Source organism: Methylobacterium frigidaeris (assembly GCF_022179185.1).
GTDB lineage: Bacteria > Pseudomonadota > Alphaproteobacteria > Rhizobiales > Beijerinckiaceae > Methylobacterium > Methylobacterium frigidaeris.
The window spans coordinates 1-23,261 of sequence record NZ_BPQJ01000030.1 but is presented as its reverse complement, the minus strand read 5'-3'; the positions used below and the strand labels follow the sequence as shown (position 1 = coordinate 23,261).

Sequence of the window (23,261 nt, the reverse complement as noted above, 5' to 3'; positions counted from 1 at the left end):
TATTACAGATAATACAATATCTACAAATTGACCTCCGGGTCAGTGCTCACGATCCATCTAAACGACATCCTGGTTTCATCCGGCAATATTTCTCTCGCACTGCAAAATCGAGTGGATGTACGAGCCACACAGCGACCATGTCAAGCCGCTCGAACCTGCGAAGCAGAACGGGCGAGCCGCGCCACGAGAACCGAACACCGGCGCCCGCACGTTGCCGGGACGAACTGTTCCGCGCCGGCCGGAGCCGGCCGCGGGAGGTCGACGCGCGATGCGCCGGCGGGCCGGTATGCAGGAGGAATTCCCGTCCAGCGCAAAATGCTCTAGAGCGGCCGCACCGACTCTCATAGCCGCCATGTCCCATAACAGCTTCGGCCACCTCTTCCGCGTCACCACCTTCGGCGAGAGCCACGGCCCGGCCCTCGGCTGCGTCGTCGACGGTTGTCCGCCGCTGATCCCCCTGGAGGCGGCCGAGATCCAGGCCGAACTCGACCGCCGCAGGCCGGGCCAGTCCCGCTTCACCACCCAGCGCCAGGAGCCGGACCAGGTCCGCATCCTCTCGGGCGTGTTCTCGGACGAGCGCACGGCCGGGCGCCAGCTCACCACCGGCACACCGATCGCCCTGATGATCGAGAACGTCGATCAGCGCTCGAAGGACTATTCGGAGATCCGCGACAGCTACCGGCCGGGCCACGCCGATTACGCCTACGACGCCAAGTACGGCATCCGCGATTATCGCGGCGGCGGGCGCTCCTCGGCCCGCGAGACCGCGGCCCGGGTGGCGGCGGGCGCCGTCGCCCGCAAGGTTCTCGCCGGGGTGACGATCCGCGGCGCCCTGGTGAAGATCGGCCCGCACGCGATCGACCGCGCCCGCTTCGACTGGGACGAGGTGCACAACAACCCGTTCTTCTGCCCGGACGCGACCGCGGCGGCGCAGTGGGCGGACTACCTCGACGGCATCCGCAAGGCGGGCTCTTCGGTCGGCGCGGTGATCGAGGTGGTGGCCGAGGGCGTACCCGTCGGCCTCGGCGCGCCGGTCTACGGCAAGCTCGACGCCGATCTCGCCGCCGCCATGATGTCGATCAACGCCGTCAAGGGCGTCGAGATCGGCGACGGCTTCGCGGCCGCCGCCCTGCGTGGCGAGGAGAATGCCGACGAGATGCGGCCCGGCAATGACGGGCGCCCGATCTTCCTCGCCAACCATGCCGGCGGCGTGCTCGGCGGCATCTCGACCGGACAGCCGCTGGTCTGCCGCTTCGCCGTCAAGCCGACCTCCTCGATCCTCACCCCGCGGGCGAGCGTCACCCGCGACAACCGCCCGGTCGACCTGCGGACCAAGGGCCGTCATGACCCCTGCGTCGGTATCCGGGCGGTGCCGGTGGGCGAGGCGATGATGGCCTGCGTGCTCGCAGACCACTGGTTGCGCCACCGTGGCCAGGTCGGAGAAGGGGCGGGGTTTCAGCCTGCGTGAATGCACCGACTGTTTCAGTTTGACTGAAACGGCCGGCAGGCTATGACGGGGGCGTGAAACTCGGCGACTGGCTCCGGCAGCAGGGCGTGACCCGCCTCGACTTCGCGCGGCGCTGCGGGCTCTCGCCGGCGGCGGTGACGGGCTTGTGCAACAATCCCGAGCCCTGGCTCTCGCGGGAGACGGCGGCGGCCGTGGCGCGGGAGACCGGCGGCGCCGTCACCCCCAACGACTTCCTGGGGCTCGCGCTCCTGGGACAGGAGATGCCCGTGACCCACGCATCCATCATCGAGGCCCTCGACGCCTTCGCCCGCGGCGAGATCGTGGTCGTGACTGACGACGACGACCGCGAGAACGAGGGCGACCTCGTCGTCGCCGCCTCGCTCTGCACGCCGGAGAAGATGGCGTTCATCATCCGCAACACCTGCGGCATCGTCTGCGCGCCGATCACCGCCGCGGAGGCCAAGCGCCTGCGCCTCGAGCCGATGGTGGCCTCGAACGACGCGCCGCTCGGCACCGCCTTCACGGTCACGGTGGACGTCAAGCACGGACTGACCACCGGCATCTCTGCCGAGCAGCGCTGCAACACCGTGCGGGCGCTCGCCAACGGCAACATGGGCGCGACCGACTTCGTGCGCCCCGGCCACGTCTTCCCGCTGATCGCCAAGGATGGCGGCGTGCTGATGCGCTCCGGCCATACCGAGGCCGCCGTCGACCTGTGCCGGCTGACGAAGCTCCCGCCCGTCGGCGTGATCTGCGAGCTCGCCAACGACGACGGCACCGTGATGAAGGGGCCGCAGATCACGGCCTTCGCGGAGAAGCACGGCCTGAAGCAGATCTCCGTCGCCGAGCTGATCTCCTACCGCCAAGCCCGCGAGAAGCTGGTCGAGCGGGTCGGTACCTTCCCGGTCAAGACCGAGTGGGGCGAGATGACCGGCTACGCCTACTCCACGCCGTTCGAGCCGATGCAGCAATTCGCCTTCGTGCACGGCCGCATCGGCGAGGGCCGCGACGTGCTGGTGCGGCTGCACCGCTCGAACGTGGTGGCGGACGTGATCGAGGGCGGCCGCACCATCGAGGCGGTGATGCGCCGCTTCGCGCAGGAGGGCCGCGGCGTGCTGGTCTACCTGCGCGACGGCACCGCCGGGGTGCCGCTGTCGCAGCTGCCCGACGGGGCCGGCGAGGACGGGGCCGAGGCGGCCCGGGTGCGCCAGTGGCGCGAGGTGGGCTTGGGCGCCCAGATCCTGCGCGACCTCGGCGTGGTCTCGATCCGCAACATCTCGAGCGCCGCGCGGTCCTATGTCGGCCTGTCGGGCTTCGGGATCGAGATGGTCGGCGACGAGCCGCTGGAGGGGTAGGGGCGTCGGCGGCGGCTCGCACCCTCGACGCCATCGACGCTCTCGGCGTCAACCCCGGGGCCGCGCAGCGGAACCCAGGATCCATGACCGCCGACGGTTCGGGACGGTGCGGACCGCGTTCCGCCTCATCCTGCGCTGTCGGCGATGAGGGATCCCGGGTTCTCGCCTGCGGCGCGCCCCGGGGGAGCGTGACGTCGTGTCGGCACGAGCACGGGTTCGAACTGGCCGATCCTGTCGAGCGAGCCCTCAGCGTCCCATCAGCGTCTCGACATGGGCCGCGACAGACTTCGACAATCCGATCAGGTCGTAGCCGCCCTCCAGCAGCGACACGACGCGGCCGCCGCAGTGGCGCTCGGCGATCTCCATCACCTCCCGGGTCGCCCAGGCGAAATCGGCCTCGGTGAGCTTCAGGTTGGCGAGCGGATCGCGCCAGTGGGCGTCGAACCCGGCCGAGATCACGATCAGGTCGGGCCGGAACGCGTCGAGGCGCGGCAGCACGCCGTGGACGAAGGCCTCGCGGAAGGTGTCGCCGTCGTCACCGGCATGCAGCGGCACGTTGACGATGGTGTCGTGCTCGCCGCGCTCGGACGCCGCGCCGGTGCCGGGGAAGAGCGGCATCTGGTGGGTCGAGGCGTATAGCACGCTCGGATCGTCCCAGAAGATGTCCTGCGAGCCATTGCCGTGATGGACGTCCCAGTCGACCAGGGCCACCCGGGCGGCGCCGTGGTGCTTGCGCGCATGGCGCGCCGCCACCGCCGCGGTGTTGAACAGGCAGAAGCCCATGGCGCGCTCGCGCTCGGCATGGTGGCCCGGCGGGCGCATCGCCGCGAAGGCGTTGGCGACGCGGCCCCCCATCACCTCGTCGACGGCCCGCACGGCCGCGCCGAGGGCCCGTCGGGCGGCCTCCAGGGAGCCCGGGGACATCACCGTGTCGGAATCGATGCCGACCAGCCCCTCGTCCGGCGCGACCGCGGCGATCGCCGCGACGTAGTTCTCTGGATGGGCGAGGCCCGCGACCGCGAGGTCGGCGAGCGGCGCCTGCTCGCGCACCAGGGCGGCGAAGCGCTCGTCCTCCAGCACCCGCTCGATCACCCGGATGCGATCGGCCCGCTCGGGGTGGCCCGGCGGCGTGTCGTGGTCGAGGGAGGCCGGATGGCAGAGATACAGCGTCGTCATCGTGCCCGCTTCAAGCGTTCCCGCAGGCCGGTCCCGTGACCGGCCATCCCCGGCCCGCACCGTGGCAGGGCCATGGCCCGGACGCAACACAGGCGCGGCAACTCGCGCGGGACCGTTTTCCCCCGCTTCGCGCCCCAACGGCCACGCTTTAGGCTCGGGCGACGACTGATTCGCGGGTCAGCCCGCCGACTTGCAAGGTTCTTCCCCGATGCGCCGCCCCCGTCTCGCCCTCGCGACCGTTCTGACGGGAGCCCTCCTGGCGCTGCCGGGCTGCCTATACCGCGCCACCCCCGATCCCGAATTGTCGGCCAAGGACAAGGAGTGGATGGCGATGGTGCCGGAGCCGGAAATCGACCGGCGCTTCGCCCGCTACATGATCGAGGATCCGACCGGCGAGGCGCCGGGCACGATCGTGGTCGAGACGAAGGAGCGCCAGCTCTACTACGTCCTGCCCGACCGCAAGGCGATCCGCTACGGCGTCACCGTCGGCGACGAGGCCTATGGCTGGTCCGGCAATGCCCGGATCTTCCGCAAGGCCGCCTGGCCGGACTGGCATCCGCCGGCCGAGATGATCAAGCGCTGGCCCCACGTCCACGCGATGCAGGGCGGTCCCGCCAATCCGCTCGGGGCCCGCGCCCTCTACCTGGCGGATGCCAGCGGCAAGGACACGCTCTACCGCATCCACGGGACCAACGAGCCGGAGCGGATCGGCCAGGCGGCGTCGTCTGGCTGCATCCGGATGCGCAACATCGACGTGGTCGACCTGTACAACCGGGTCGGGGCGGACGCGAAGGTGATCGTGCGGTAGACGGTCCGGCGCGCCACGCCCTCGAATGAGGAATGGCCATGTCCCTGACGCAACGGCTCGTCCCCACCTACGCACAGATGCTGCGGGCCCTCTCGGGCTGGCTCGACAAGGCGCGCGAGCAGGGTGGCGCGGAGGCCGACGGGCTGATGTCGCGCCGCCTCGCCGCCGACATGTACCCGCTGTCGTCGCAGGTGCGCTTCGCCTGCCTGCAAGCCCGGGAGGCGATCCATCGGCTCCGTGGCGAGCCCCTGCCGCCGGCGCTCGACGATCTCGCGCGCGAGGGCCGGGAGGCGGGTGAGCGGCCGGGCTCGATCCTGGACGCCGAGGGCTGCATCGCCGAGGCCCTGGCGCGGCTCGACGCCGTCGCGCCGGACGAGCTGGATGCCGGAGCGGGCCTTCCGGTGACGCTGACGCTGCCGACCGGCATGGTCTTCGACATGACGGGGGAGGACTACGCGCGGGACTGGGCCCTGCCGCAATTCTACTTCCACCTCGTGACCGCCTACGCGATCCTGCGCAGCCAGGGCGTCCCGCTCGGGAAAGCCGATTACGTGCCGCACATGTTCGGCTATCTGCGGCCGGGAACGGCCGCCTGATCGCGGATGCCGCGGCGAGCACGCGCGCGACCCCACCCCCCGGCGCAGCATCGCCGCCGTCTCTCCATCCGAGCGCGGCGGGGCAGGCGCGACGGTGAGCGCGCGGTCGTCGGGCCGGGCGGGCCGTGGCCCGATCCAGCGACGACTGATCGATGAACAATGCATCGGACGGGAGGAGACACGGATGGTCATGCCGGTCTGGTGCTGGACGCTGTTGTGGAGGCTCCAGACCATCGGGCCGGTCCGACGCTGGCGGTACCGGCGCCACGACCTCGAGGAGCAAGCGATCGACGCGATGATCGGCGAGTATCGCGGTCAGCGCTTCAAGCAGATCCCGCCGGATCCGCGCCGCGTCGATCCGGCTCGACTCCGTGCCCTGAGCGAGCGGCTATCCAACACGTACGCCTATCGATGGCGCGAGACGCAGGCCAATGGGGAACTCGTCGACGCCCTCTTCCACACCATCGCGACGTCGAAGGGCAGACGATGGGGGTTGTGCATCGACAAGATCGCGCTCGACGACGATGGGCAGGGCCCGCCACTCGTCGTCGGCCCCGGGGGACATGCCCGGATGATCCTCCAGGGCTGGTTCGAGCCGCACTACTACGTGACCGCCTGCGGCATGAGCGTGCGCGACTTCATCACCTCCTACGACGAGGCGGTCCGCCTGCTCGACAAGGCGCTGCCCGGTTACGGCTTCGCGCTGCGACGCCATGGCCGCTCCACGACGGTCCGGTTGGAGAAGGATGGGACGGCCGGTCCCTGGATCACCGGCAGCCACGCGGCTCTCGCCCTGGTTCTCGCCCTCCTCGACCATCTGGAGCGGGCCCCGCACGAGGCCGCCCCCTGGCGGACGATCTGAGTTCGAAGGGCTCGCATCGTACGGACCATCGCAACCCTTTAGCAACGCCGTCCCGTTGCCAGGCTTTAACCTGAACAGGGATTCAGATCCCGCCGTTAACTTGTTGACGCCCTTCCATCCCGCATAGTCCTCCTCACACAGGGACAAGCACCGGCACAACAAAGGCCGGGGAGGCACAGACAGATGACCAACGCTTCGCTGCAACACTTCTGCAACCGTATCATCGCCGCCGGCGCCATCAGCCTGGAGGACGTGCGCGAGCTGAACCGGGCGGTGCTGCCCGACGGGCTGACCTGCCGCGACGAGGCCGACATGCTGTTCGGCCTCGACCGGGCGATCCCGGGGGCCGACGAGACCTTCGGCGACTGGCTGGTCGCGGCGATCGTCGATTTCGCCGTGTGGGGCGAGCGGCCGACCGGGCATATCGACGCCGATACCGCCCACTGGCTCGCCGCCTCGCTCGGCTGCGGCCGCGGCCCGACCGCCATTGGCGCGCGCATCGCCGTCGAGGTGGTGCGCGAGGCCGAGACCAACGACCCGGTCCTGATCAGCTTCGCCCTCAAGGCCAACCGGGCGCGGGCCGGCGCCGAGGACGCGGTCGAGGAGATCCTGTCCTACGCGGTCGCCGCGTGAGCGTGGGTTTCGACCGTTTGGCCGAGAACAGCCGGCTTTGCGGCGCGCGCGCCATGCTTTAACGGGGATGAGCTTGGGTGTGACCCACCCCGGCCCGGCTCCCCCCAAAGGCTCGAGTGCGCGCTCCGATGTTCGACAAGATCCTGATCGCCAACCGCGGCGAGATCGCCTGCCGCATCATCAAGACGGCGCGCCGGATGGGGATCAAGACGGTGGCGGTCTATTCCGACGCCGACCGCGACGCGCTCCACGTCGCCATGGCCGACGAGGCGGTGCATATCGGCCCCGCCGCCGCGGCCCAGTCCTACCTCGTCATCGACAAGATCGTGGAAGCGTGCCGGCAGACCGGCGCGCAGGCGGTCCATCCCGGCTACGGCTTCCTGTCCGAGCGCGAGGCCTTCCCGAAGGCGCTGGAAGCGGCCGGCATCGTGTTCATCGGCCCGAATCCCGGCGCCATCGCCGCCATGGGCGACAAGATCGAATCGAAGAAGGCGGCGTCCGCCGCCAAGGTCTCGACCGTGCCGGGCTTCCTCGGGGTGATCGAGAGCCCGGAGCACGCCGTCACCATCGCCGACGAGATCGGCTACCCCGTCATGATCAAGGCCTCGGCCGGCGGCGGCGGCAAGGGCATGCGCATCGCGCATTCCGCCGGCGAGGTGGCGGAGGGCTTCGCCCGCGCCCGCTCGGAGGCCGCCTCGTCCTTCGGTGACGACCGGGTCTTCGTGGAGAAGTTCATCACCGATCCGCGCCACATCGAGATCCAGGTGATCGGCGACAAGCACGGCAACGTCGTCTATCTCGGCGAACGCGAATGCTCGATCCAGCGCCGCAACCAGAAGGTCATCGAGGAGGCGCCGAGCCCGCTCCTCGACGAGGCGACCCGGCGCCGGATGGGCGAGCAGGCCGTGGCGCTGGCCAGGGCGGTGAACTACGATTCCGCCGGCACCGTCGAGTTCGTCGCCGGCCAGGACAAGTCGTTCTACTTCCTCGAGATGAACACTCGGCTCCAGGTCGAGCATCCGGTGACCGAGATGATCACCGGCCTCGACCTCGTCGAGCTGATGATCCGGGTCGCGGCTGGCGAGACGCTGCCGATTGCCCAGGACGACGTGACGCTCAACGGCTGGGCGGTGGAGAGCCGCGTCTACGCCGAGGACCCGACCCGCAACTTCCTGCCCTCGATCGGCCGGCTCACCACCTACCGGCCGCCGGAGGAGGGCCCGCTCGGCGAGGCGATCGTGCGCAACGACACCGGCGTCGAGGAGGGGAGCGAGATCGCGATCCACTACGACCCGATGATCGCCAAGCTGGTCACCTGGGCCCCGACCCGCGCCGAGGCGATCTCGTCCCAGGCCCAGGCCCTCGACGCCTTCGCGATCGACGGCATCCGCCACAACATCCCGTTCCTGTCGGCGCTGATGCATCATCCGCGCTGGCAGGAGGGCCGGCTCTCCACCGGCTTCATCGCCGAGGAATTCCCGAACGGGTTCGAGGCGCCCAAGCCCGAGGGCGAGGTGGCGCGCCGGATGGCGGCCGCGGCGGCCGCGATCGACCACCTGCTCAATGAGCGCAAGCGCGGCATCTCGGGCCAGATGCGCGAGCCGAACCTGCTGCGGTTCGAGCAGGAGCGGGTGGTGCGGCTCGGCGAGGAGAGCTTCGAGGCCGTCGTCGAGACGACCGAGGACGGGATCGCGGTCGCCTTCGCGGACGGGACCGAATGGCTGGTCGAGAGCGACTGGGTCCCCGGCGAGCCGGTCTGGACCGGCACGATCGGCGGTGCGCCGTCGGCGATCCAGGTCCGCTCCCTCCTCAACGGCGTCTTCCTTCAGCATGCCGGCGCCGCCGCCGAGGCGCGGGTCTACACCCGGCGCGAGGCCGAGCTGGCGGCACTGATGCCGGTCAAGGAGGTCGGCGGCTCGGGCAAGCAGCTGCTCTGCCCGATGCCGGGGCTGGTGAAGAGCATCATGGTCACGCCTGGCCAGGAGGTGAAGGCGGGCGAGCCGCTGGCGATCGTCGAGGCGATGAAGATGGAGAACGTGCTCCGCGCCGAGCGCGACGGCACGGTGCAGACGATCCAGGCCAAGGAAGGCGACAGCCTGGCGGTCGACGCGGTGATCCTCGAATTCGCCTGAGGCGGAGGGGGCCGTTCGTGCCGCTCTACTTCGCCTACGGCTCCAACATGGACCGGGCCGCCATGGCCCGGCGCTGCCCCGCCTCGCGTGTGCTCGGCCTCGGCCGGCTCAACCGCCACCGCTTGGTGATCATGCGCGAGGGTTACGCCTCGGTCGAGCGCTGCCCCACCGGCACGGTCTGGGGCGTACTCTGGGACCTGAGCTTGAGCGACGTGCCGGCCCTCGACCGCTACGAAGGCGTGGCGAGCGGGCTCTACGTCAAGGCGCAGCAGCCGGTCTCGACCGAGGGCGGGGTGCGGCGGGCGCTGGTGTATCTGGGACGCGGCAGCGGCGGGGTGCCCCGGCCGGGCTACCTGGAAGGCGTGATCGCGGCGGGGCGGGATAATGGGCTGCCGGAGACGTATTTACGGGGATTGATGGCGCTGAAGCGGTGAGCGCTTGAAACCCTCCCCCCTCCGCGGGGGAGGGTGGCCTACGGAGTAGGCCGGGAGAGGGGCAGCGCGACGCTGAAGGACGGGATGCCCTTCACTCTGGTCGCGACCTTTCCGGAAGCGGCGTCCCCTCTCCCACCCCCCGCACGAGTGCTTCGCACTCGCCGCGGGGCACCCTCCCCGCAGAGGGGGGAGGGTTTGGGCGCGCATCGCCGCCTTCAGATCACACCTCCGCGGCGAACCGCCCGTGGCAGTGCTTGTACTTCTTGCCCGAGCCGCAGGGGCAGGGCTCGTTGCGGCCGACGCGGCCCCAGGTCGTGGCGTCGTCGGCGTTGCGCTCCAGGACCGGGGCATCGGCGTTGAGCGCCTGGCCGGCGAACTCGTAGGCGCCGCCGCCACCCCCGGCCGCGCCCTCGGCGAAGGCGAACTCGTTCTCGCCGGTCACCGGGTCGAGGTGCTGGGCGAACATCGGCGGCAGCGTCTGCGGCTCCGGCTCCTGGTACATGATCTCGACCCGCATCAGCTGGCCAGTGACCTGCTCGCGCAGATTGCCGACGAGGCTGTTGAACAGGTCGAACGCCTCCGACTTGTACTCGTTGAGGGGATCACGCTGAGCGATGCCGCGCCAGCCGATCACCTGGCGCAGATGGTCGAGGGTGACGAGGTGCTCGCGCCAGAGGTGGTCGAGGCTCTGGAGCAGCACCTGCTTCTCGACATAGGCCATCACCTCCGGGGTGTTGCGGGCGACGCGCTCGGCGTAGGCCTCGTCCGCCGCCTTGCGCAGGCGCTCGCGGATCTCCTCGTCGGCGATGCCCTCTTCCTTGGCCCAGTCTTCGACCGGCACGTCGAGGTTGAGGTCGCGGGTCACGCTCTCGCGCAAGCCCGCGATGTCCCACTGCTCCGGATAGGCGTCCTCCGGCACGTGGCGCGCCACCACATCCTCGATCACGCCCTGGCGCATCTCGTCGACGGTCTCGCGCACGCTCTCCTGCGCCATGAACTCGCGGCGCTGCTCGAACACGACCTTGCGCTGGTCGTTCATGACGTTGTCGTACTTGAGCACGTTCTTGCGCATGTCGAAGTTACGCGCTTCGACCTTTTGCTGCGCCTTGGCGATCGCCTTGTTGATCCAGGGGTGGATGATCGCCTCGCCCTCCTCGAGCCCGAGGCGCTGGAGCATGCCGTCCATGCGGTCGGAGCCGAAGATCCGCATCAGGTCGTCCTGAAGCGAGAGGTAGAACTTCGAGCGGCCGGGATCGCCCTGGCGGCCGGAGCGGCCGCGCAGCTGGTTGTCGATGCGCCGGCTCTCATTGCGCTCGGTGCCGACGATGTAGAGGCCGCCGGGGAGCGCCACTTTACGGCCGGCGGCCAGGTCGGCGGGCTCGCCCGAGGCCAGGACCTTGGCGCGGTTCTGCTCGATCTCCGCCTTGAGGCCGGCGATGCGGGCGTCGCGTTCGGGGCCCTCCGGCACGCCGGCGAGCTCCTGCTCGATGCGCATGTCGAGGTTGCCGCCGAGCTTGATGTCGGTGCCGCGGCCGGCCATGTTGGTGGCGATGGTGATCGCGCCGGGCACGCCGGCCTCGGCCACGATATAGGCTTCCTGCTCGTGGAAGCGGGCGTTCAGCACCGCGAAGCGCTTGGTCACCCGGCCCTCGCGGGCGGCGGCGTAGACGTCTTCCAGGGCCGAGGGGTCGCTGTAGTCGAGCGGCTTGTAGCCGTGCTTGACCAGCAGGCTGGCAAGGTGCTCCGAGCGCTCAATCGAGCCGGTGCCGACCAGCACCGGCTGCAGGCGGGAATGCGCCTTGTCGATCTCCTTGATGATCGCGGCGTATTTCTCGTCGACGGTGCGGTAGACCTCGTCGTCCTCGTCGACGCGCTCGACTGACCTGTTGGTCGGGATCTCGACCACTTCGAGGTTGTAGATCTCCTGGAACTCGTCGGCCTCGGTCGAGGCGGTGCCGGTCATGCCGGCGAGCTTCTTGTAGAGCCGGAAGTAGTTCTGGAAGGTGATTGAGGCGAGGGTCTGGTTCTCGGGCTGGATCGTCACCCGCTCCTTGGCCTCCAGCGCTTGGTGCAGGCCTTCCGAGTAGCGCCGGCCCGGCATCATGCGGCCGGTGAACTCGTCGATGATCACCACCTCGTCGTTGCGGACGATGTAGTCCTTGTCGCGGGTGAACAGGGTGTGGGCGCGAAGCGCCTGGTTGACGTGGTGGACCAGCGTGACGTTGTGCGCGTCGTAGAGGTCGCCCTCCTTGAGGATGCCCTCCTCGCGCAGCAATTCCTCGATGTGCTCGTTGCCGTTCTCGGTGAGCGAGACCGTGCGCTGCTTCTCGTCGAGGTCGTAATCCTCACGCGCCAGGCGCGGCATCACCGCATCGATCGCGGTGTAGAGGTCGGAGCGGTCGTCGATGGGACCCGAGATGATGAGCGGCGTGCGCGCCTCGTCGATCAGGATCGAGTCGACCTCGTCGACGATCGCGTAGTTGTGGCCGCGCTGGACCATCTGGCCCAGCTCGTATTTCATGTTGTCGCGCAGGTAGTCGAAGCCGTACTCGTTGTTGGTGCCGTACGTGATGTCGCAGGCATAGGCCGCCTTGCGCTCGACGTCGTCGAGCCCGTGCACGATGATGCCGGTCGAGAGGCCGAGGAAGCGGTAGACCCGGCCCATCCATTCCGCGTCGCGGCGGGCGAGGTAGTCGTTGACCGTGACGACGTGGACCCCCTTGCCCGACAGGGCGTTGAGGTAGGTGGCGAGCGTCGCCACCAGGGTCTTGCCCTCGCCGGTCTTCATCTCGGCGATGCCGCTCTCGTGCAGCACCATGCCGCCGATCATCTGCACGTCGAAGTGGCGCTGGCCGAGCACGCGCTTCGCTGCCTCGCGCACCGTGGCGAAGGCCGGGACCAGGATGTCGTCGAGGGTCTTGCCGGCGGCGAGCTCGGCCTTCAGGGCGTCGGTGCGGGCGCGCAGGGCCTCGTCGCTCAGGGCCGCCAGCTCGGGCTCGAGGGCGTTGATGGCCTGGACGCGGGGGCGGTATCCCTTCACCCGGCGGTCGTTGGACGACCCGAAGATCTTCTTGGCGATGGAACCGAGCATCGTAAACCTGCGATCGATCGTAACAGTCTGGGCGCGCGCCGCGGGCGCCTTATAGGCCCATATAGGGAGCCGTGCACCCAAAAGGCAGCCGTCGCACGACACGAGCGTGGCCGTGCTGCGAAAGACGGGGGGAGGAGGGCGGATCCGCCGCTTGATTCCCGCTCCGGCACCGCTCTAGCTGCCGTTCTGCCACTCAGCAGGATAACGGCCGCACGGGCAATGAAGCGGCCGGGGAGGACGACATGACACGTTTGAGCCGGGCGCTCGCCCGCACCACCGCGCTTGCCGCGGGACTGGCCTTCGCGGTCGCCGCGCAGGCGCAAGGGCCCCAGAAGGGCGTGTCCGACGGCGTGGTGAAGATCGGCATCCTCAACGACCAGTCCGGCGTCTACGCCGATTTTGGCGGCCGCGGCTCGGTCGAGGCGGCCAAAATGGCGGTCGAGGATTTCGGGGGCAAGGTCCTCGACGTGCCGGTGCAGATCGTCGATGCCGATCACCAGAACAAGCCGGACATCGCCTCGAACATCGCCCGGCAATGGTACGACACCGATCGTGTCGACGCGATCATGGAACTGACCACCTCCTCGGTGGCGCTCGCCGTGCAGGGCCTGTCGAAGGAGAAACGCAAGATCACGATCGTCGACGGCGCCGCCACCTCGGACCTCACCGGCAAGCAGTGCACGCCGTACGGCTTCCACTGGGCCTACGACACCCACGCGCTCGCGGTCGGCACCGGCGGCTCGCTGGTCGAGACCGGCGGTGATACCTGGTTCTTCCTCACCGCCGACTACGCCTTCGGCACCGCGCTCCAGGCCGACGTCACCCAGTACGTGACCCAGAAGGGCGGCAAGGTGGTGGGCGCGGTGCGCCATCCCCTGAGCGCGCAGGACTTCTCGTCGTTCCTGCTCCAGGCCCAAGGGTCGGGCGCCAAGATCATCGGCCTCGCCAATGCCGGGCTCGACACCTCGAACGCGATCAAGCAGGCGGCGGAGTTCGGCATCGTCCAGGGCGGGCAGCGCCTCGCGGCCTTGCTCTTCACCCTGGCGGAAGTCCATGGCCTCGGCCTCAAGGCTGCCCAGGGCATCGTGCTGACCGAAGGCTATTACTGGGACCTCGACGACCAGGCCCGCAGCTTCGCCAAGCGCTACATGGCCAAGACCGGCAAGATGCCGAACATGATCCAGGCCGGCACCTATTCATCGGTCGCGCACTACCTGAAGGCCGTGAAGGCCGCCGGTACCGACGACACCGACGCGGTAGCGGCCAAGATGCGCGAGCTGAAGGTCGACGACTTCTTCGGCCGCGGCGGCACGGTGCAGGCCAACGGCCGCATGGTCCACGACATGTACCTGTTCCAGGTCAAGTCGCCGGCCGAGTCGAAGGCGCCGTGGGACTATTACAAGCTACTGGCGACGATTCCCGGCGACAAGGCGTTCCTGTCCGCGAAGGCCAGCGGCTGCCCGCTGACGCAGTAAGCGAGCGAAGCGGGGGCGCTGGCCAGCGCCCCCGACCCCATCACGCGAAGTACTGGCCGCCGTTGATCGTCAGGGTCGAGCCGGTGATGAAGCCCGCATGCTCGCCGGCCAGGAACTCGACCGCGCGGGCGATCTCCTCGGCCTCGCCGAGGCGGCCGACCGGGATGTGCGGCAGGATCTTGGCCTTCAGCACCTCGGGGGCGATCGCCTTGACCATCTCGGTGGCGATGTAGCCCGGCGCGATCACGTTGACGGTGATGCCCTTGTTGGCGTTCTCCTGCGCCAGCGCCTTGGCGAAGCCGATCACGCCGGCCTTGGCGGCGGAGTAGTTGGTCTGGCCCATCTGGCCCTTCTGGCCGTTGATGGACGAGATCAGGATGATGCGGCCGAAGCCGCGCGAGCGCATGCCGTCGATCAGCGGACGGGTGCAGGTGAACATCGAGTCGAGGTTGGTGCGGATCACCGCCTGCCACTGCTCGAAGGTCATCTTGTGGAACATGCCGTCGCGGGTGATGCCGGCATTGTTGACCAGGATGTCGATCGGGCCGAGTTCGGCTTCCGCCGCGCGGATGCCGGCCTCGCAGGCCGCAGCGTCGCCGACATCGAACTTGAAGACCGGAATCCCGGTCTCGTCCTTGAAGGCCTGCGCGGCCTCGTCGTTGCCGCCGTAATTGGCCGCGACCTTGTAGCCGGCCTCCTTCAGACCTTTCGAGATTGCAGCGCCGATGCCGCGCGTGCCCCCGGTGACCAGTGCGACGCGTTCTGCCATGTGCCCTCTCCTTGATGAGCGTTCGAGCGATCCGTCCCTCGGCGCGGTTCCGTGGTACTTTACGGAAGGACGCCGTTCCACAACGAAGGCGGGTGCTGTCCCGCTTCTTTGAGTACTAACTGTGAGGGGGCGGCCGGGCTCCCGGCCGCCTTTCGTCTAGGGCGTGATATTTCAGCGCGACTTTAGCGTTTCAGGCGTTCTCAGCGCTCGAGGCACATGGCGACGCCCATGCCGCCGCCGATGCAGAGCGTGGCGAGGCCCTTCTTGGCGTCGCGGCGCTGCATCTCGTGCAGCAGCGTGACGAGGACGCGGGCGCCGGACGCGCCGATCGGGTGGCCGATGGCGATGGCGCCGCCGTTCACGTTCACCTTCGCATCGTCGAAGCCGAGGTCCTTGTTGACCGCGAGGGCCTGCGCCGCGAAGGCCTCGTTGGCCTCGATCAGGTCGAGGTCGGAGGCCTTCCAGCCGGCCTTCTCGAGGGCCTTGCGCGAGGCCGGGATCGGGCCGGTGCCCATGATCTTCGGGTCGACGCCGGCGGTGGCCCAGGAGGCGATGCGGGCGAGGGGCTTGAGGCCGCGCTTCTCGGCCTCGGCCGCCGACATCAGCACCAGGGCGGCGGCGCCGTCGTTGATGCCGGACGCGTTGCCGGCGGTGACGGTGCCGTCCTTCGAGAAGGCGGGCTTCAGCTTGGCCATGCCCTCGGGCGTCGCGCCCTCGCGGATGTACTCGTCGGCATCGACCACCACGTCGCCCTTGCGGCCGGGCACGGTGACGGGGGCGATCTCGTCCTTGAAGCGGCCTTCCTTCTTGGCGGCTTCGGCCTTGTTCTGCGAGCGGGCCGCAAAGGCGTCCTGCTCCTCGCGGGTCAGCTGCCACTGCTGGGCGATGTTCTCGGCGGTGTTGCCCATGTGGTAGCCGTTGAAGGCGTCCATCAGGCCGTCCTTCAGCATCGTGTCGACGAGCTTGAGGTCGCCCATCTTCTGGCCGCCGCGCAGGTACTGGGCGTGCGGGGCCATCGACATCGATTCCTGGCCGCCGGCCACGATGATGTCGGCGTCGCCGTTGGCGATCTGCTGCATGCCGACCGCGACGGTGCGCAGGCCCGAGCCGCAGAGCTGGTTGAGGCCCCAGGCGGTCTTCTCCTGCGGGATGCCAGCGGCCATGGCGGCCTGGCGGGCCGGGTTCTGGCCCTCGCCGGCCGCGAGCACCTGGCCGAAGATCACCTCGTCGACCTCCTCGGGGGAGACCTTGGCCCGCTCCAGGGCAGCCTTGATGGCGACCGCGCCGAGCTTGTGGGCCGGCACGGTGGCGAAGGCCCCGTTGAACGACCCGACCGGGGTGCGGGCGGCACCCACGATCACGATATCTGCCTTCTCAGCCATGCGCCTCTCCTCTCGACCCTCTCCCAGCGTCACGGGATGCCGTCGGCCCGCTTCCGGCAGCTCTGTCCCGCGTGCTTTGGGGTGGATGAAAGCGTTGCCCTGCGCGAAGTCAAGGCGTGCTCGGACGGTTCTCGCGCTGGCAGCGCGGCCAGTTTGCGTGGACGGCGCGCAGATTGCTATTTTCGCCAGCACACGAAGGCCTTAAGGTTCAATCATGAGAACCGGTGAAAATTCGGCTCGCCCGGCGCCGTCCAGTTCCCGCCGGGTTCGCCAAGAAGTTGGCCAAGAGATTGGCTCAGAGGGAGGCCACGCACCGATGGCGGAGAGCGGCAAGTCGACACCTACCGTCATCAAGAAGTACGCCAACCGGCGTCTCTACCATACGGGCACCTCGACCTACGTCACGCTGGAGGACCTCGCCGCGATGGTGCAGGCCGGCGAGGATTTCGTGGTCTACGACGCGAAATCGGGCGAGGACATCACCCGCTCGGTGCTGACCCAGATCATCTTCGAGCAGGAGAACAAGGCTGGCGCCGAGAACCTGCTGCCGGTAGCCTTCCTGCGCCAGCTGATCCGCTTCTACGGCGACAGCATGCGGGCGATGGTGCCGAGCTTCCTCGAATACTCGATGGATCACCTCGCCCGCGAGCAGGACGGCCTGCGCGAGAAGATGTCCCAGACCTTCGGCCCCACCGCCTTCCAGCACGCCATGGAGGAGCAGGTGCGCGCCAACATGAGCTTCTTCAACGAGGCCATGCGGATGTTCACGCCGTTCGGCCCCGGCGGCCAGCCGGCCGCCGGCGACAAGCCGGCCGAGGCACCGGTTCCCGCGGCGGCCGCGCCGAAGGGTGAGCTCGACGACCTCAAGCGCCAGATGGCCGAGATGCAGAGCCGGCTCGAGGCCCTGGCGAAGAAGTAGAGCGGCGGGGAGGGAACACGGCAGGCGGCTTGCTGCGTTGGTCCGTCGTCACCTCGCAGGGCCTCCGCCATGTCCCAGCCCGATACGCCCGTCCCGGACCCGGACGCCACCAGCCGGGCCCTCGTCCCGCTCGGTGCTCCGGAGCCCGCCCGGCATGGGCCCCGGGTGTTGCCGGCCCGGCCGCTGGCGACCTTCCTGGTCCACCTGATCGACGGACCGACCGGGAGCTTGCGGCCGTCGCGGCGCGACCGGTCGCGGGTGGCCTCGGCGCAGTATGCGGCGGGCAGCGATCTGTGAGAGTTTCCCGACTCGCTCGCTGGTGTCGATACCCATAGGGTCGGTCCGGGTGGCGCAGCGGCGCCCGGCTTCCGGAACCACAAATATTTCGGAAGAGGACTGGATCGCGTTCGGCTTCGTTCCGCACTCCCAGAGTGCCTGGATCCCGGGCTACCCCGCGGCGAGCCCCGGGACGACGCGGAGGGTATGGAATCTTCAGGAGTTCGTCGGACCGACGCGCGAAGAACGCCCTGATGCCGCCTCCTGCTCTCCCATCCGCGGCAACAGCCCCATCAGCGAGCGCAGGGCCGGGCTCGCCTCACCCGACCAGACCAGGTGCGTACGGTTGAGCCGCAAGCCGGCCGGCAGCGGATGACGCGCGACCGCCGTGCCCAGCACCGCGTGATCCAGCACCTCCGCCGGCACGATGGCCGCCCCGGTGCCGGCGGCCACGCAGGCGACGATGGCGTGGTAGGAACTCATCTCCAGGACCCGCTCCGGCGACCGGCCCTCTGCGGCGAGCCATTCGAACAGGCGCTGGCGGTAGGAGCAGCCGTGCGGGAAGGCCACCACGGTCCGGATCGCGTCCAAGCCTCCGTCCGCGCTCCAGGCCGTGATCAGCACCAGCTCCTCGTCGAAGGCCGGCACCGACGACAGGGTCCCATGCTCGAACGGCTCGGAGACGAACGCGGCCTCGACCTCGTGGCGCTCCAGCTGGCGTAGCATCGCCCGGGTCGTGCCGGTCTGCAGCTCGATCGTGACGTCGGGATAGTGCGCGTGGAACGCCGACAGGATCGGCGGCAGCCGGGCGCCGGCGGCGCTCTCGAGCGAGCCGAGCCGCAACACCCCGCGCATCCCGCCGCCGCGCAACTCCCGCTCGGCCAGGTCCGCCAGCTGCAGGAGCTTCTCGGCGTGGCCGAGCAGGGTGCGCCCGGCGTCGGTGAGGGCGAGCGTGCGGCCCTCGCGCCGGAACAGCGCCACGCCTAGCCGCTCCTCGAACTGCTTGATCCGGGTCGTGACGTTGGACGGCACCCGGTTCAGGTGGCTCGCCGCCCGCGTCACCCCGCCCTCCCGTACCACGCTGCGGAAGATGTGCAGGTCGTCGAGGTCCATCGTTCTCATAACAAGAAGGATAGATCATAAAAATTCATTTTCCAAGAAGGGAGAGCGGGTGTCTGATCGCCCTCATGAGCACGAAGGATCTCTCTCTCGCCTCCCCCGACGCGCGCCCGGCCAACGGCCTGGTCGTCGCCGGCGGTATCCTCGCCCTCGCGGTCGCCATGGGCATCGGCCGCTTCGCCTTCACGCCGCTCCTTCCCCTGATGCTGCGCGACAATGCCCTGGATGCCGCTGCCGGCGCCGAATGGGCGGCAGCCAACTATGCCGGCTACCTGGTCGGGGCCCTGACGGCGGCGTGGTTCTCCGGCGATCCGGGCCGCGGCTTACGCCTGAGCCTCGCCGGCGTGGCGCTGACGACGGTGGCGATGGCGGGAGCCGGCAGCCCCTCGCCGACCCTCATCGGTGCGCTCTTGCGGGCAGCGGCCGGGGTGTTCAGCGCCTGGGCCCTCGTCTGCGCCAGCGGCTGGTGCCTGGCCGAACTCGCCCGGAGGCAGGCGCCGCGGCTCGGCGCCTGGATCTATACCGGCGTCGGCCTCGGCATCGCGCTCGCCGGTCTCCTCACCTGGCTCGGCGGGCGCCAGCCGGCGGCGCGGCTGTGGCTCGAACTCGGGGCTGTCGCGACGCTCGGCGCGCTTGTCGTCGGGTTCCTGTCGTATGGGCAGGGCGCCCGCCCACCCGTCTCCGCGGAGCGCGATGCGGCAGCCGCCGCCCGGGGCGCCGGGCAGGGGGCGCTCATCCTATGCTACGGCACCTTCGGCTTCGGCTACATCGTGCCGGCGACGTTCCTGCCGGCGATGGCGCGGGAACTGACCCCCGACCCCCTGGTCTTCGGCCTGGCCTGGCCGCTCTTCGGTCTTGCGGCGCTTCTCTCGGTCGCCGTGGCGGCGCGCCACCTCGCGGGCGTGCCGCGCCGGCGGCTCTGGGCGATGGCGCAGGCGGTCATGGCGTTCGGCACCGTGCTGCCGCTCGCAATCCACGCCCTCTGGGCGGTCGCGGCCTCGGCGCTCCTCGTCGGCGGCACGTTCATGATCGCCACCATGGCGGGGCTGCAGCTGGCCCGCGAGGCGCGCCCCGACGCGCCCACGCCGCTCCTCGCCCGGATGACCGCCGCCTTCGCGGCCGGGCAGATCCTCGGCCCGCTGATGGTGCGCACCCTCGGGCCGGATCACCGGGCCGGCTTCGACGCCATCGACCTGACCGGCGCGCTGGCGACGCTGCTCCTGGTCGTCACCGCCCTGTGGCTGTGGCGGGCCGATCGCGCCCCGACCTAGGGATGCCACAAACGAGAACGGCGCCCGCGAGGGGCGCCGTCATCCCGTGCCGTTCATCGGCGGCGCTATGCGCGCCGCCAAGCCGGATCACGCGTCGGACTTGACCTTCAGCACCTGGCGACCGCGGTACATGCCGGTCTTCAGGTCGATGTGGTGCGGGCGGCGCAGCTCGCCGGAATCCTTGTCCTCGACGTAGGTCGGGGCCTTGAGGGCGTCGGCGGAACGGCGCATGCCGCGCCGCGACGGAGAGGTCTTTCGCTTCGGAACGGCCATTGAAACTACTTCCCGTGCAACAAAACAGGCGCGAGGCCGCCCCAGCGGGGCCGCCGCGCGCGTCGCGATCCTGATCGGAGCGCGGTCTATAGAGGAGACGCGCCGCTCTGGCTAGGGGACCCGCTTCAGAAAACCGGTCTGCTGCGGCATCATCCATTAAGCCGCCGTTCAACGGCGACGCTCGCATGATGGCCCTGCCGCTCGGGAACCGAAGCCCGGACCCCGGGTGGCACGATCGGAGCTTCCCGATGACGCGTTTCCCCCGCCTGCCCCGCGTTCTGGCCCTCGTCGCCCTGCTGGGCGCCGGCCCCGCCCTGGCCCAGTCTCCTGCACCGTCTCCTGCACCGTCGACTCCCGCGACCCGGCCGGTGCCGACCGCACCGGCTCCCGCGGCGCCGGCAGCTCCGAAGGCGCCCGAGGCTCCGAAGGCGGCACCCGCCGGCAAGCCGGCCCTCATCGACCTCAACAGCGCCTCCAAGCAGGAACTGGAGACCCTGTCGGGTATCGGAACTGCTCGCTCCGAGGCGATCATCAAGGGGCGGCCGTATCGTGGCAAGGACGAGCTCCTGTCGAAGAAGATCGTCCCGTCCAACGTCTACGACGGCATCAAGGACAAGGTCATCGCCCGCCAGAAGTCCTGAACTGCCTGGATCCTTGCCGCATCCTTGCCGGCTCGGGGGAGGGGTGATAGGCGCCGGGACAGCGCATCGCACGGCCCCGGATCACCCCCTCCCATGCCCCACCGCCTGCACCGCGGCGACCTGCCCGACGATTACGTTCCGGGACCGGCCATCGCGGTCGACACCGAGACCCTCGGCCTCCAGCCCCATCGCGACCGGCTCTGCGTGGTGCAGATCTCCCGCGGCGACGGCGAGGCCGACCTCGTGCAGATCCCGCGGGTCGGCCCCGAGCCGGTGGTGCTCAAGCGCGTGCTCGCCGACCCGGCGGTCACCAAGATCTTCCACTACGCCCGCTTCGATCTCGCGGTGCTCTATCACCGCCTCGGCGTGATGCCGGGTCCGGTCTACTGCACCAAGATCGCCTCGCGGCTCGCCCGCACCTACACCGACCGGCACGGCCTGAAGGACCTGGTGCGCGAGCTGATCGGCGTCGACCTGTCGAAGCAGCAGCAATCCTCGGATTGGGGCGCCGACACCCTGAGCCAGGCGCAGATCGATTACGCCGCCTCCGACGTGCTCCACCTCCACGCCTTGCGCGAGCGGCTCGACATGATGCTCGCCCGCGAGGAGCGCAGCGGGATGGCTCAGGCCTGCTTCGACTTCCTGCCGACCCGCGCCCGCCTCGACCTGCTCGAATGGGACGAGACGGACATCTTCGCGCATAGCTGAGGCGTGAGAGCCCGTGCGAGGGCGGCGAGACGAAGCGTCGCCGTTCTGTTAACCTGCCGGCCATAACTTCGACACCGGGCCGGAGCATGGAGGGACGTCAAGTCCCGCGCATTCCGTGCCGGACCCGGGCACGATGCAGGTGGCCACGACCTTGCTGCAAGCTTCCTCGCTCGACGCGGTCCCGTCCGCGGCCGGTCCGGGCCTCGATCCCCGGCGCCTGCGCGCCCATGCCCGGGCGCGGCGGCACAGCGCGCAGGTGCGCTGGCTGCGGCGCGCGATCCCCCTCGGGGCGGGCGCGGCAGGGCTCGCCATCGTGGTCGGCACCTGGCTCAACCCCTTCGCCGATCTCGGCGTCTCGGTCAGCCTCGGCTCGATCGGCGTCTCGGGCTCGAAGGTGACGATGGAGAGCCCGCGCCTCTCGGGCTACCGCTCGAAGGACAACCGGCCCTACGTGGTCACCGCCAAGGCGGCGCTCCAGGACGTGCGCAAGCCGTTCGTGATCGAGTTGCAGAACATGCTCGGCCGCCTCACCACCGACGAATCGGGGGGGCTCGCCCATATCGAGGCGACGGCCGGGATCTTCGACACTCAGAAGGAGTCGCTGGACCTGAGCCAGCACATCCGCCTGTGGACCGACAAGGGCCAGGAGGCGCGTCTGACCTCGGCCCATGTCGACTTCAAGGCCGGCGCGATGTCGTCGCGCGAGGCCGTCACCGTCACGATGCCGACCGGCTCGATCAAGGCCGACGGGCTCGAGGTGACCGAGAGCGGCAAGACCATCTCGTTCGTCGGCAACGTCAAGGCGGTCTTCTCCAACCATCTGCCCTCGCAAGAGCCCTCGGAGCAGGATTCGCCGCTGCGAACCACCGAGGCCCAGATCAAGGACGATTGAGCCCGTGCGTCCCCGTCTTCCGGCCCTCGCGGCGCTCGGCTGCCTCACCCTTGGCGCCCTCGCCCTTCCGTCCGTCCCGCGGGCCGAGACCTCGGCTGCGCCCGCCAAGAAGAAGGAAGCCGGTTCCGGCTTCGGCGCCTTCGGCAGCGGCGGCGGCAAGGAGCCGATCAAGATCGACGCCGACCGGCTCGACGTGTTCGACCGCGAAAACAAGGCGGTCTTCGCCGGCAACGTCGTGGCGGTGCAGGGCGAGAGCACCATCCGCTGCTCCAGCATGACCGTGCACTACCAGCGCAAGGAGAAGGACCCGAAGGGCAGGGGCGCCGAGGCCAAGGGAACCGAGGCCAAGGGAACCGATGCCAAGGGCTCGGACCCGAAGGCTGACGCGAAAGCCTCCATCGCCCAGCCGGCGGAGGCTAAGGCCGTCGAGAAGGCGGTGAAGGTCGAGGCGAAGCCCGAGCCCAAGACGGAGGCCAAGGCCGAGAAGTCGTCAGATCCGACCGACGGCAGCGCGATCCGCCAGGTTGTCTGCGCCGGCCCGGTCACGGTGGTGTCGAAGGACCAGGTGGCGAGCGGCGACAACGCGGTGTTCGACCGGGTGGCGAACCGGGTCGTGCTGACCGGCAACGTTGTCTTGAGCCAGTGCCAGAATGTCACCCGCGGCTCGCGCCTCGTCTACGACATGAATACCGGCCGGGCGAACATGGACCCGGTCGCCGGGGGCCGCGTCTCCGCGATGTTCGTGCCCGGCGGCAAGGACGACAACGCCAAGGGCAAGCAGGCCGGCTGCGCACAACCGGCGGGGCAGGCGGGGAAGGCGGCGCCGAAGCCACGGGGGTAGGCGGGAAATTGAGCAAGATCGATCCCTGATACCGCCGCACCTTCGAACGGACGCGTTCGAAAGTGCCAGGCAAGACCGAATGGGGGCCGGCGCTAATGCGCCGGTCGCCTTCGCATCGACGCGTCGATGCGAAGGCGCGA

At 69.6% G+C, this 23,261-nt stretch carries 22 protein-coding genes; 16 read left to right on the top strand and 6 right to left on the bottom strand.

Going from position 1 to position 23,261, the window contains the following annotated elements; translation table 11 throughout:
* Nucleotides 1–352 precede the first annotated feature (352 nt).
* On the top strand, nucleotides 353–1,468 hold the full coding sequence (gene aroC, locus MFF64_RS25005) for a chorismate synthase (RefSeq protein ID WP_238192706.1): 1,116 nt from the start codon (nucleotides 353–355) through the stop codon (nucleotides 1,466–1,468).
* A gap of 53 nt (nucleotides 1,469–1,521) precedes the next feature.
* On the top strand, nucleotides 1,522–2,823 hold the full coding sequence (gene ribB / locus MFF64_RS25000; RefSeq protein WP_438823096.1) for a 3,4-dihydroxy-2-butanone-4-phosphate synthase: 1,302 nt from the start codon (nucleotides 1,522–1,524) through the stop codon (nucleotides 2,821–2,823).
* A 246-nt stretch (nucleotides 2,824–3,069) separates the two neighbouring features.
* Here ribB and MFF64_RS24995 read toward each other — a convergent pair whose 3' ends face one another.
* Nucleotides 3,070–3,999, bottom strand: a complete 930-nt coding sequence (locus MFF64_RS24995; RefSeq protein ID WP_238192705.1) for a histone deacetylase family protein — start codon at nucleotides 3,997–3,999, stop codon at nucleotides 3,070–3,072.
* Between the two features lie 208 nt (nucleotides 4,000–4,207).
* Here MFF64_RS24995 and MFF64_RS24990 point away from each other — a divergent pair, with 208 nt between their 5' ends.
* From MFF64_RS24990 to MFF64_RS24965, 6 genes are all read left to right on the top strand, one after another.
* Complete coding sequence (locus tag MFF64_RS24990) at nucleotides 4,208–4,807, top strand: L,D-transpeptidase (protein WP_099902964.1); 600 nt, start codon at nucleotides 4,208–4,210, stop codon at nucleotides 4,805–4,807.
* 38 nt (nucleotides 4,808–4,845) lie between these two features.
* Entirely contained in the window at nucleotides 4,846–5,403 is a 558-nt protein-coding gene (locus MFF64_RS24985; protein WP_099902961.1) for a DUF1993 domain-containing protein, read from the top strand.
* Nucleotides 5,404–5,587: 184 nt separating this feature from the next.
* Nucleotides 5,588–6,265 (top strand): hypothetical protein, encoded by a 678-nt coding sequence (locus MFF64_RS24980; RefSeq protein ID WP_099902959.1) that lies wholly within the window; start codon nucleotides 5,588–5,590, stop codon nucleotides 6,263–6,265.
* 183 nt (nucleotides 6,266–6,448) lie between these two features.
* Nucleotides 6,449–6,898, top strand: coding sequence for a hypothetical protein (locus MFF64_RS24975; protein ID WP_099902957.1), 450 nt, complete (start codon nucleotides 6,449–6,451; stop codon nucleotides 6,896–6,898).
* A 128-nt stretch (nucleotides 6,899–7,026) separates the two neighbouring features.
* Complete coding sequence (locus MFF64_RS24970) at nucleotides 7,027–9,030, top strand: acetyl-CoA carboxylase biotin carboxylase subunit (protein WP_238192704.1); 2,004 nt, start codon at nucleotides 7,027–7,029, stop codon at nucleotides 9,028–9,030.
* A 17-nt stretch (nucleotides 9,031–9,047) separates the two neighbouring features.
* Nucleotides 9,048–9,464 carry a gamma-glutamylcyclotransferase family protein gene (locus MFF64_RS24965; protein ID WP_099903439.1) on the top strand — a complete coding sequence of 139 codons (417 nt, stop codon included), beginning with the start codon at nucleotides 9,048–9,050 and terminating at the stop codon, nucleotides 9,462–9,464.
* A 220-nt stretch (nucleotides 9,465–9,684) separates the two neighbouring features.
* Here MFF64_RS24965 and secA read toward each other — a convergent pair whose 3' ends face one another.
* Complete coding sequence (secA, locus tag MFF64_RS24960; protein ID WP_238192703.1) at nucleotides 9,685–12,555, bottom strand: preprotein translocase subunit SecA; 2,871 nt, start codon at nucleotides 12,553–12,555, stop codon at nucleotides 9,685–9,687.
* 242 nt (nucleotides 12,556–12,797) lie between these two features.
* Here secA and MFF64_RS24955 point away from each other — a divergent pair, with 242 nt between their 5' ends.
* Complete coding sequence (locus MFF64_RS24955) at nucleotides 12,798–14,030, top strand: ABC transporter substrate-binding protein (protein WP_099902083.1); 1,233 nt, start codon at nucleotides 12,798–12,800, stop codon at nucleotides 14,028–14,030.
* Nucleotides 14,031–14,070: 40 nt separating this feature from the next.
* Here MFF64_RS24955 and phbB read toward each other — a convergent pair whose 3' ends face one another.
* Together phbB and MFF64_RS24945 are read right to left on the bottom strand one after the other, a co-directional pair.
* Nucleotides 14,071–14,799: an acetoacetyl-CoA reductase gene (gene phbB / locus MFF64_RS24950; RefSeq protein ID WP_238192702.1), complete on the bottom strand. Its 729-nt coding sequence runs from the start codon at nucleotides 14,797–14,799 to the stop codon at nucleotides 14,071–14,073.
* 200 nt (nucleotides 14,800–14,999) lie between these two features.
* Nucleotides 15,000–16,181 carry an acetyl-CoA C-acetyltransferase gene (locus MFF64_RS24945; protein WP_099901733.1) on the bottom strand — a complete coding sequence of 394 codons (1,182 nt, stop codon included), beginning with the start codon at nucleotides 16,179–16,181 and terminating at the stop codon, nucleotides 15,000–15,002.
* A 316-nt stretch (nucleotides 16,182–16,497) separates the two neighbouring features.
* Between MFF64_RS24945 and phaR the strand changes: the two genes are divergently transcribed.
* Complete coding sequence (phaR, locus tag MFF64_RS24940) at nucleotides 16,498–17,100, top strand: polyhydroxyalkanoate synthesis repressor PhaR (RefSeq protein ID WP_099898951.1); 603 nt, start codon at nucleotides 16,498–16,500, stop codon at nucleotides 17,098–17,100.
* A 69-nt stretch (nucleotides 17,101–17,169) separates the two neighbouring features.
* A complete protein-coding gene (locus MFF64_RS24935; protein WP_099898949.1) occupies nucleotides 17,170–17,397 on the top strand; it encodes a hypothetical protein in 228 nt (75 codons plus the stop codon).
* A gap of 195 nt (nucleotides 17,398–17,592) precedes the next feature.
* Here MFF64_RS24935 and MFF64_RS24930 read toward each other — a convergent pair whose 3' ends face one another.
* The gene (locus MFF64_RS24930; RefSeq protein WP_207767851.1) at nucleotides 17,593–18,489 is read right to left on the bottom strand and encodes a LysR family transcriptional regulator; all 897 of its coding nucleotides are present in this window, start codon (nucleotides 18,487–18,489) and stop codon (nucleotides 17,593–17,595) included.
* Between the two features lie 74 nt (nucleotides 18,490–18,563).
* Between MFF64_RS24930 and MFF64_RS24925 the strand changes: the two genes are divergently transcribed.
* Nucleotides 18,564–19,766, top strand: a complete 1,203-nt coding sequence (locus tag MFF64_RS24925) for a YbfB/YjiJ family MFS transporter (protein ID WP_099898944.1) — start codon at nucleotides 18,564–18,566, stop codon at nucleotides 19,764–19,766.
* Nucleotides 19,767–19,853: 87 nt separating this feature from the next.
* On the opposite strand, the gene rpmF is transcribed toward MFF64_RS24925, so the two are convergent.
* Nucleotides 19,854–20,039 (bottom strand): 50S ribosomal protein L32, encoded by a 186-nt coding sequence (rpmF, locus tag MFF64_RS24920; RefSeq protein ID WP_048425702.1) that lies wholly within the window; start codon nucleotides 20,037–20,039, stop codon nucleotides 19,854–19,856.
* A 248-nt stretch (nucleotides 20,040–20,287) separates the two neighbouring features.
* Between rpmF and MFF64_RS24915 the strand changes: the two genes are divergently transcribed.
* The 4 genes from MFF64_RS24915 to MFF64_RS24900 all read left to right on the top strand — a co-directional run bounded on the left by MFF64_RS24915 (nucleotide 20,288) and on the right by MFF64_RS24900 (nucleotide 23,121).
* Complete coding sequence (locus tag MFF64_RS24915) at nucleotides 20,288–20,680, top strand: ComEA family DNA-binding protein (RefSeq protein ID WP_099898942.1); 393 nt, start codon at nucleotides 20,288–20,290, stop codon at nucleotides 20,678–20,680.
* Between the two features lie 93 nt (nucleotides 20,681–20,773).
* A complete protein-coding gene (locus MFF64_RS24910; RefSeq protein ID WP_099898940.1) occupies nucleotides 20,774–21,388 on the top strand; it encodes a ribonuclease D in 615 nt (204 codons plus the stop codon).
* A 133-nt stretch (nucleotides 21,389–21,521) separates the two neighbouring features.
* Complete coding sequence (lptC, locus tag MFF64_RS24905; RefSeq protein WP_099898958.1) at nucleotides 21,522–22,280, top strand: LPS export ABC transporter periplasmic protein LptC; 759 nt, start codon at nucleotides 21,522–21,524, stop codon at nucleotides 22,278–22,280.
* Nucleotides 22,281–22,284: 4 nt separating this feature from the next.
* Nucleotides 22,285–23,121, top strand: a complete 837-nt coding sequence (locus tag MFF64_RS24900; RefSeq protein ID WP_099898938.1) for an LptA/OstA family protein — start codon at nucleotides 22,285–22,287, stop codon at nucleotides 23,119–23,121.
* The last annotated feature ends 140 nt before the right edge of the window (nucleotides 23,122–23,261 follow it).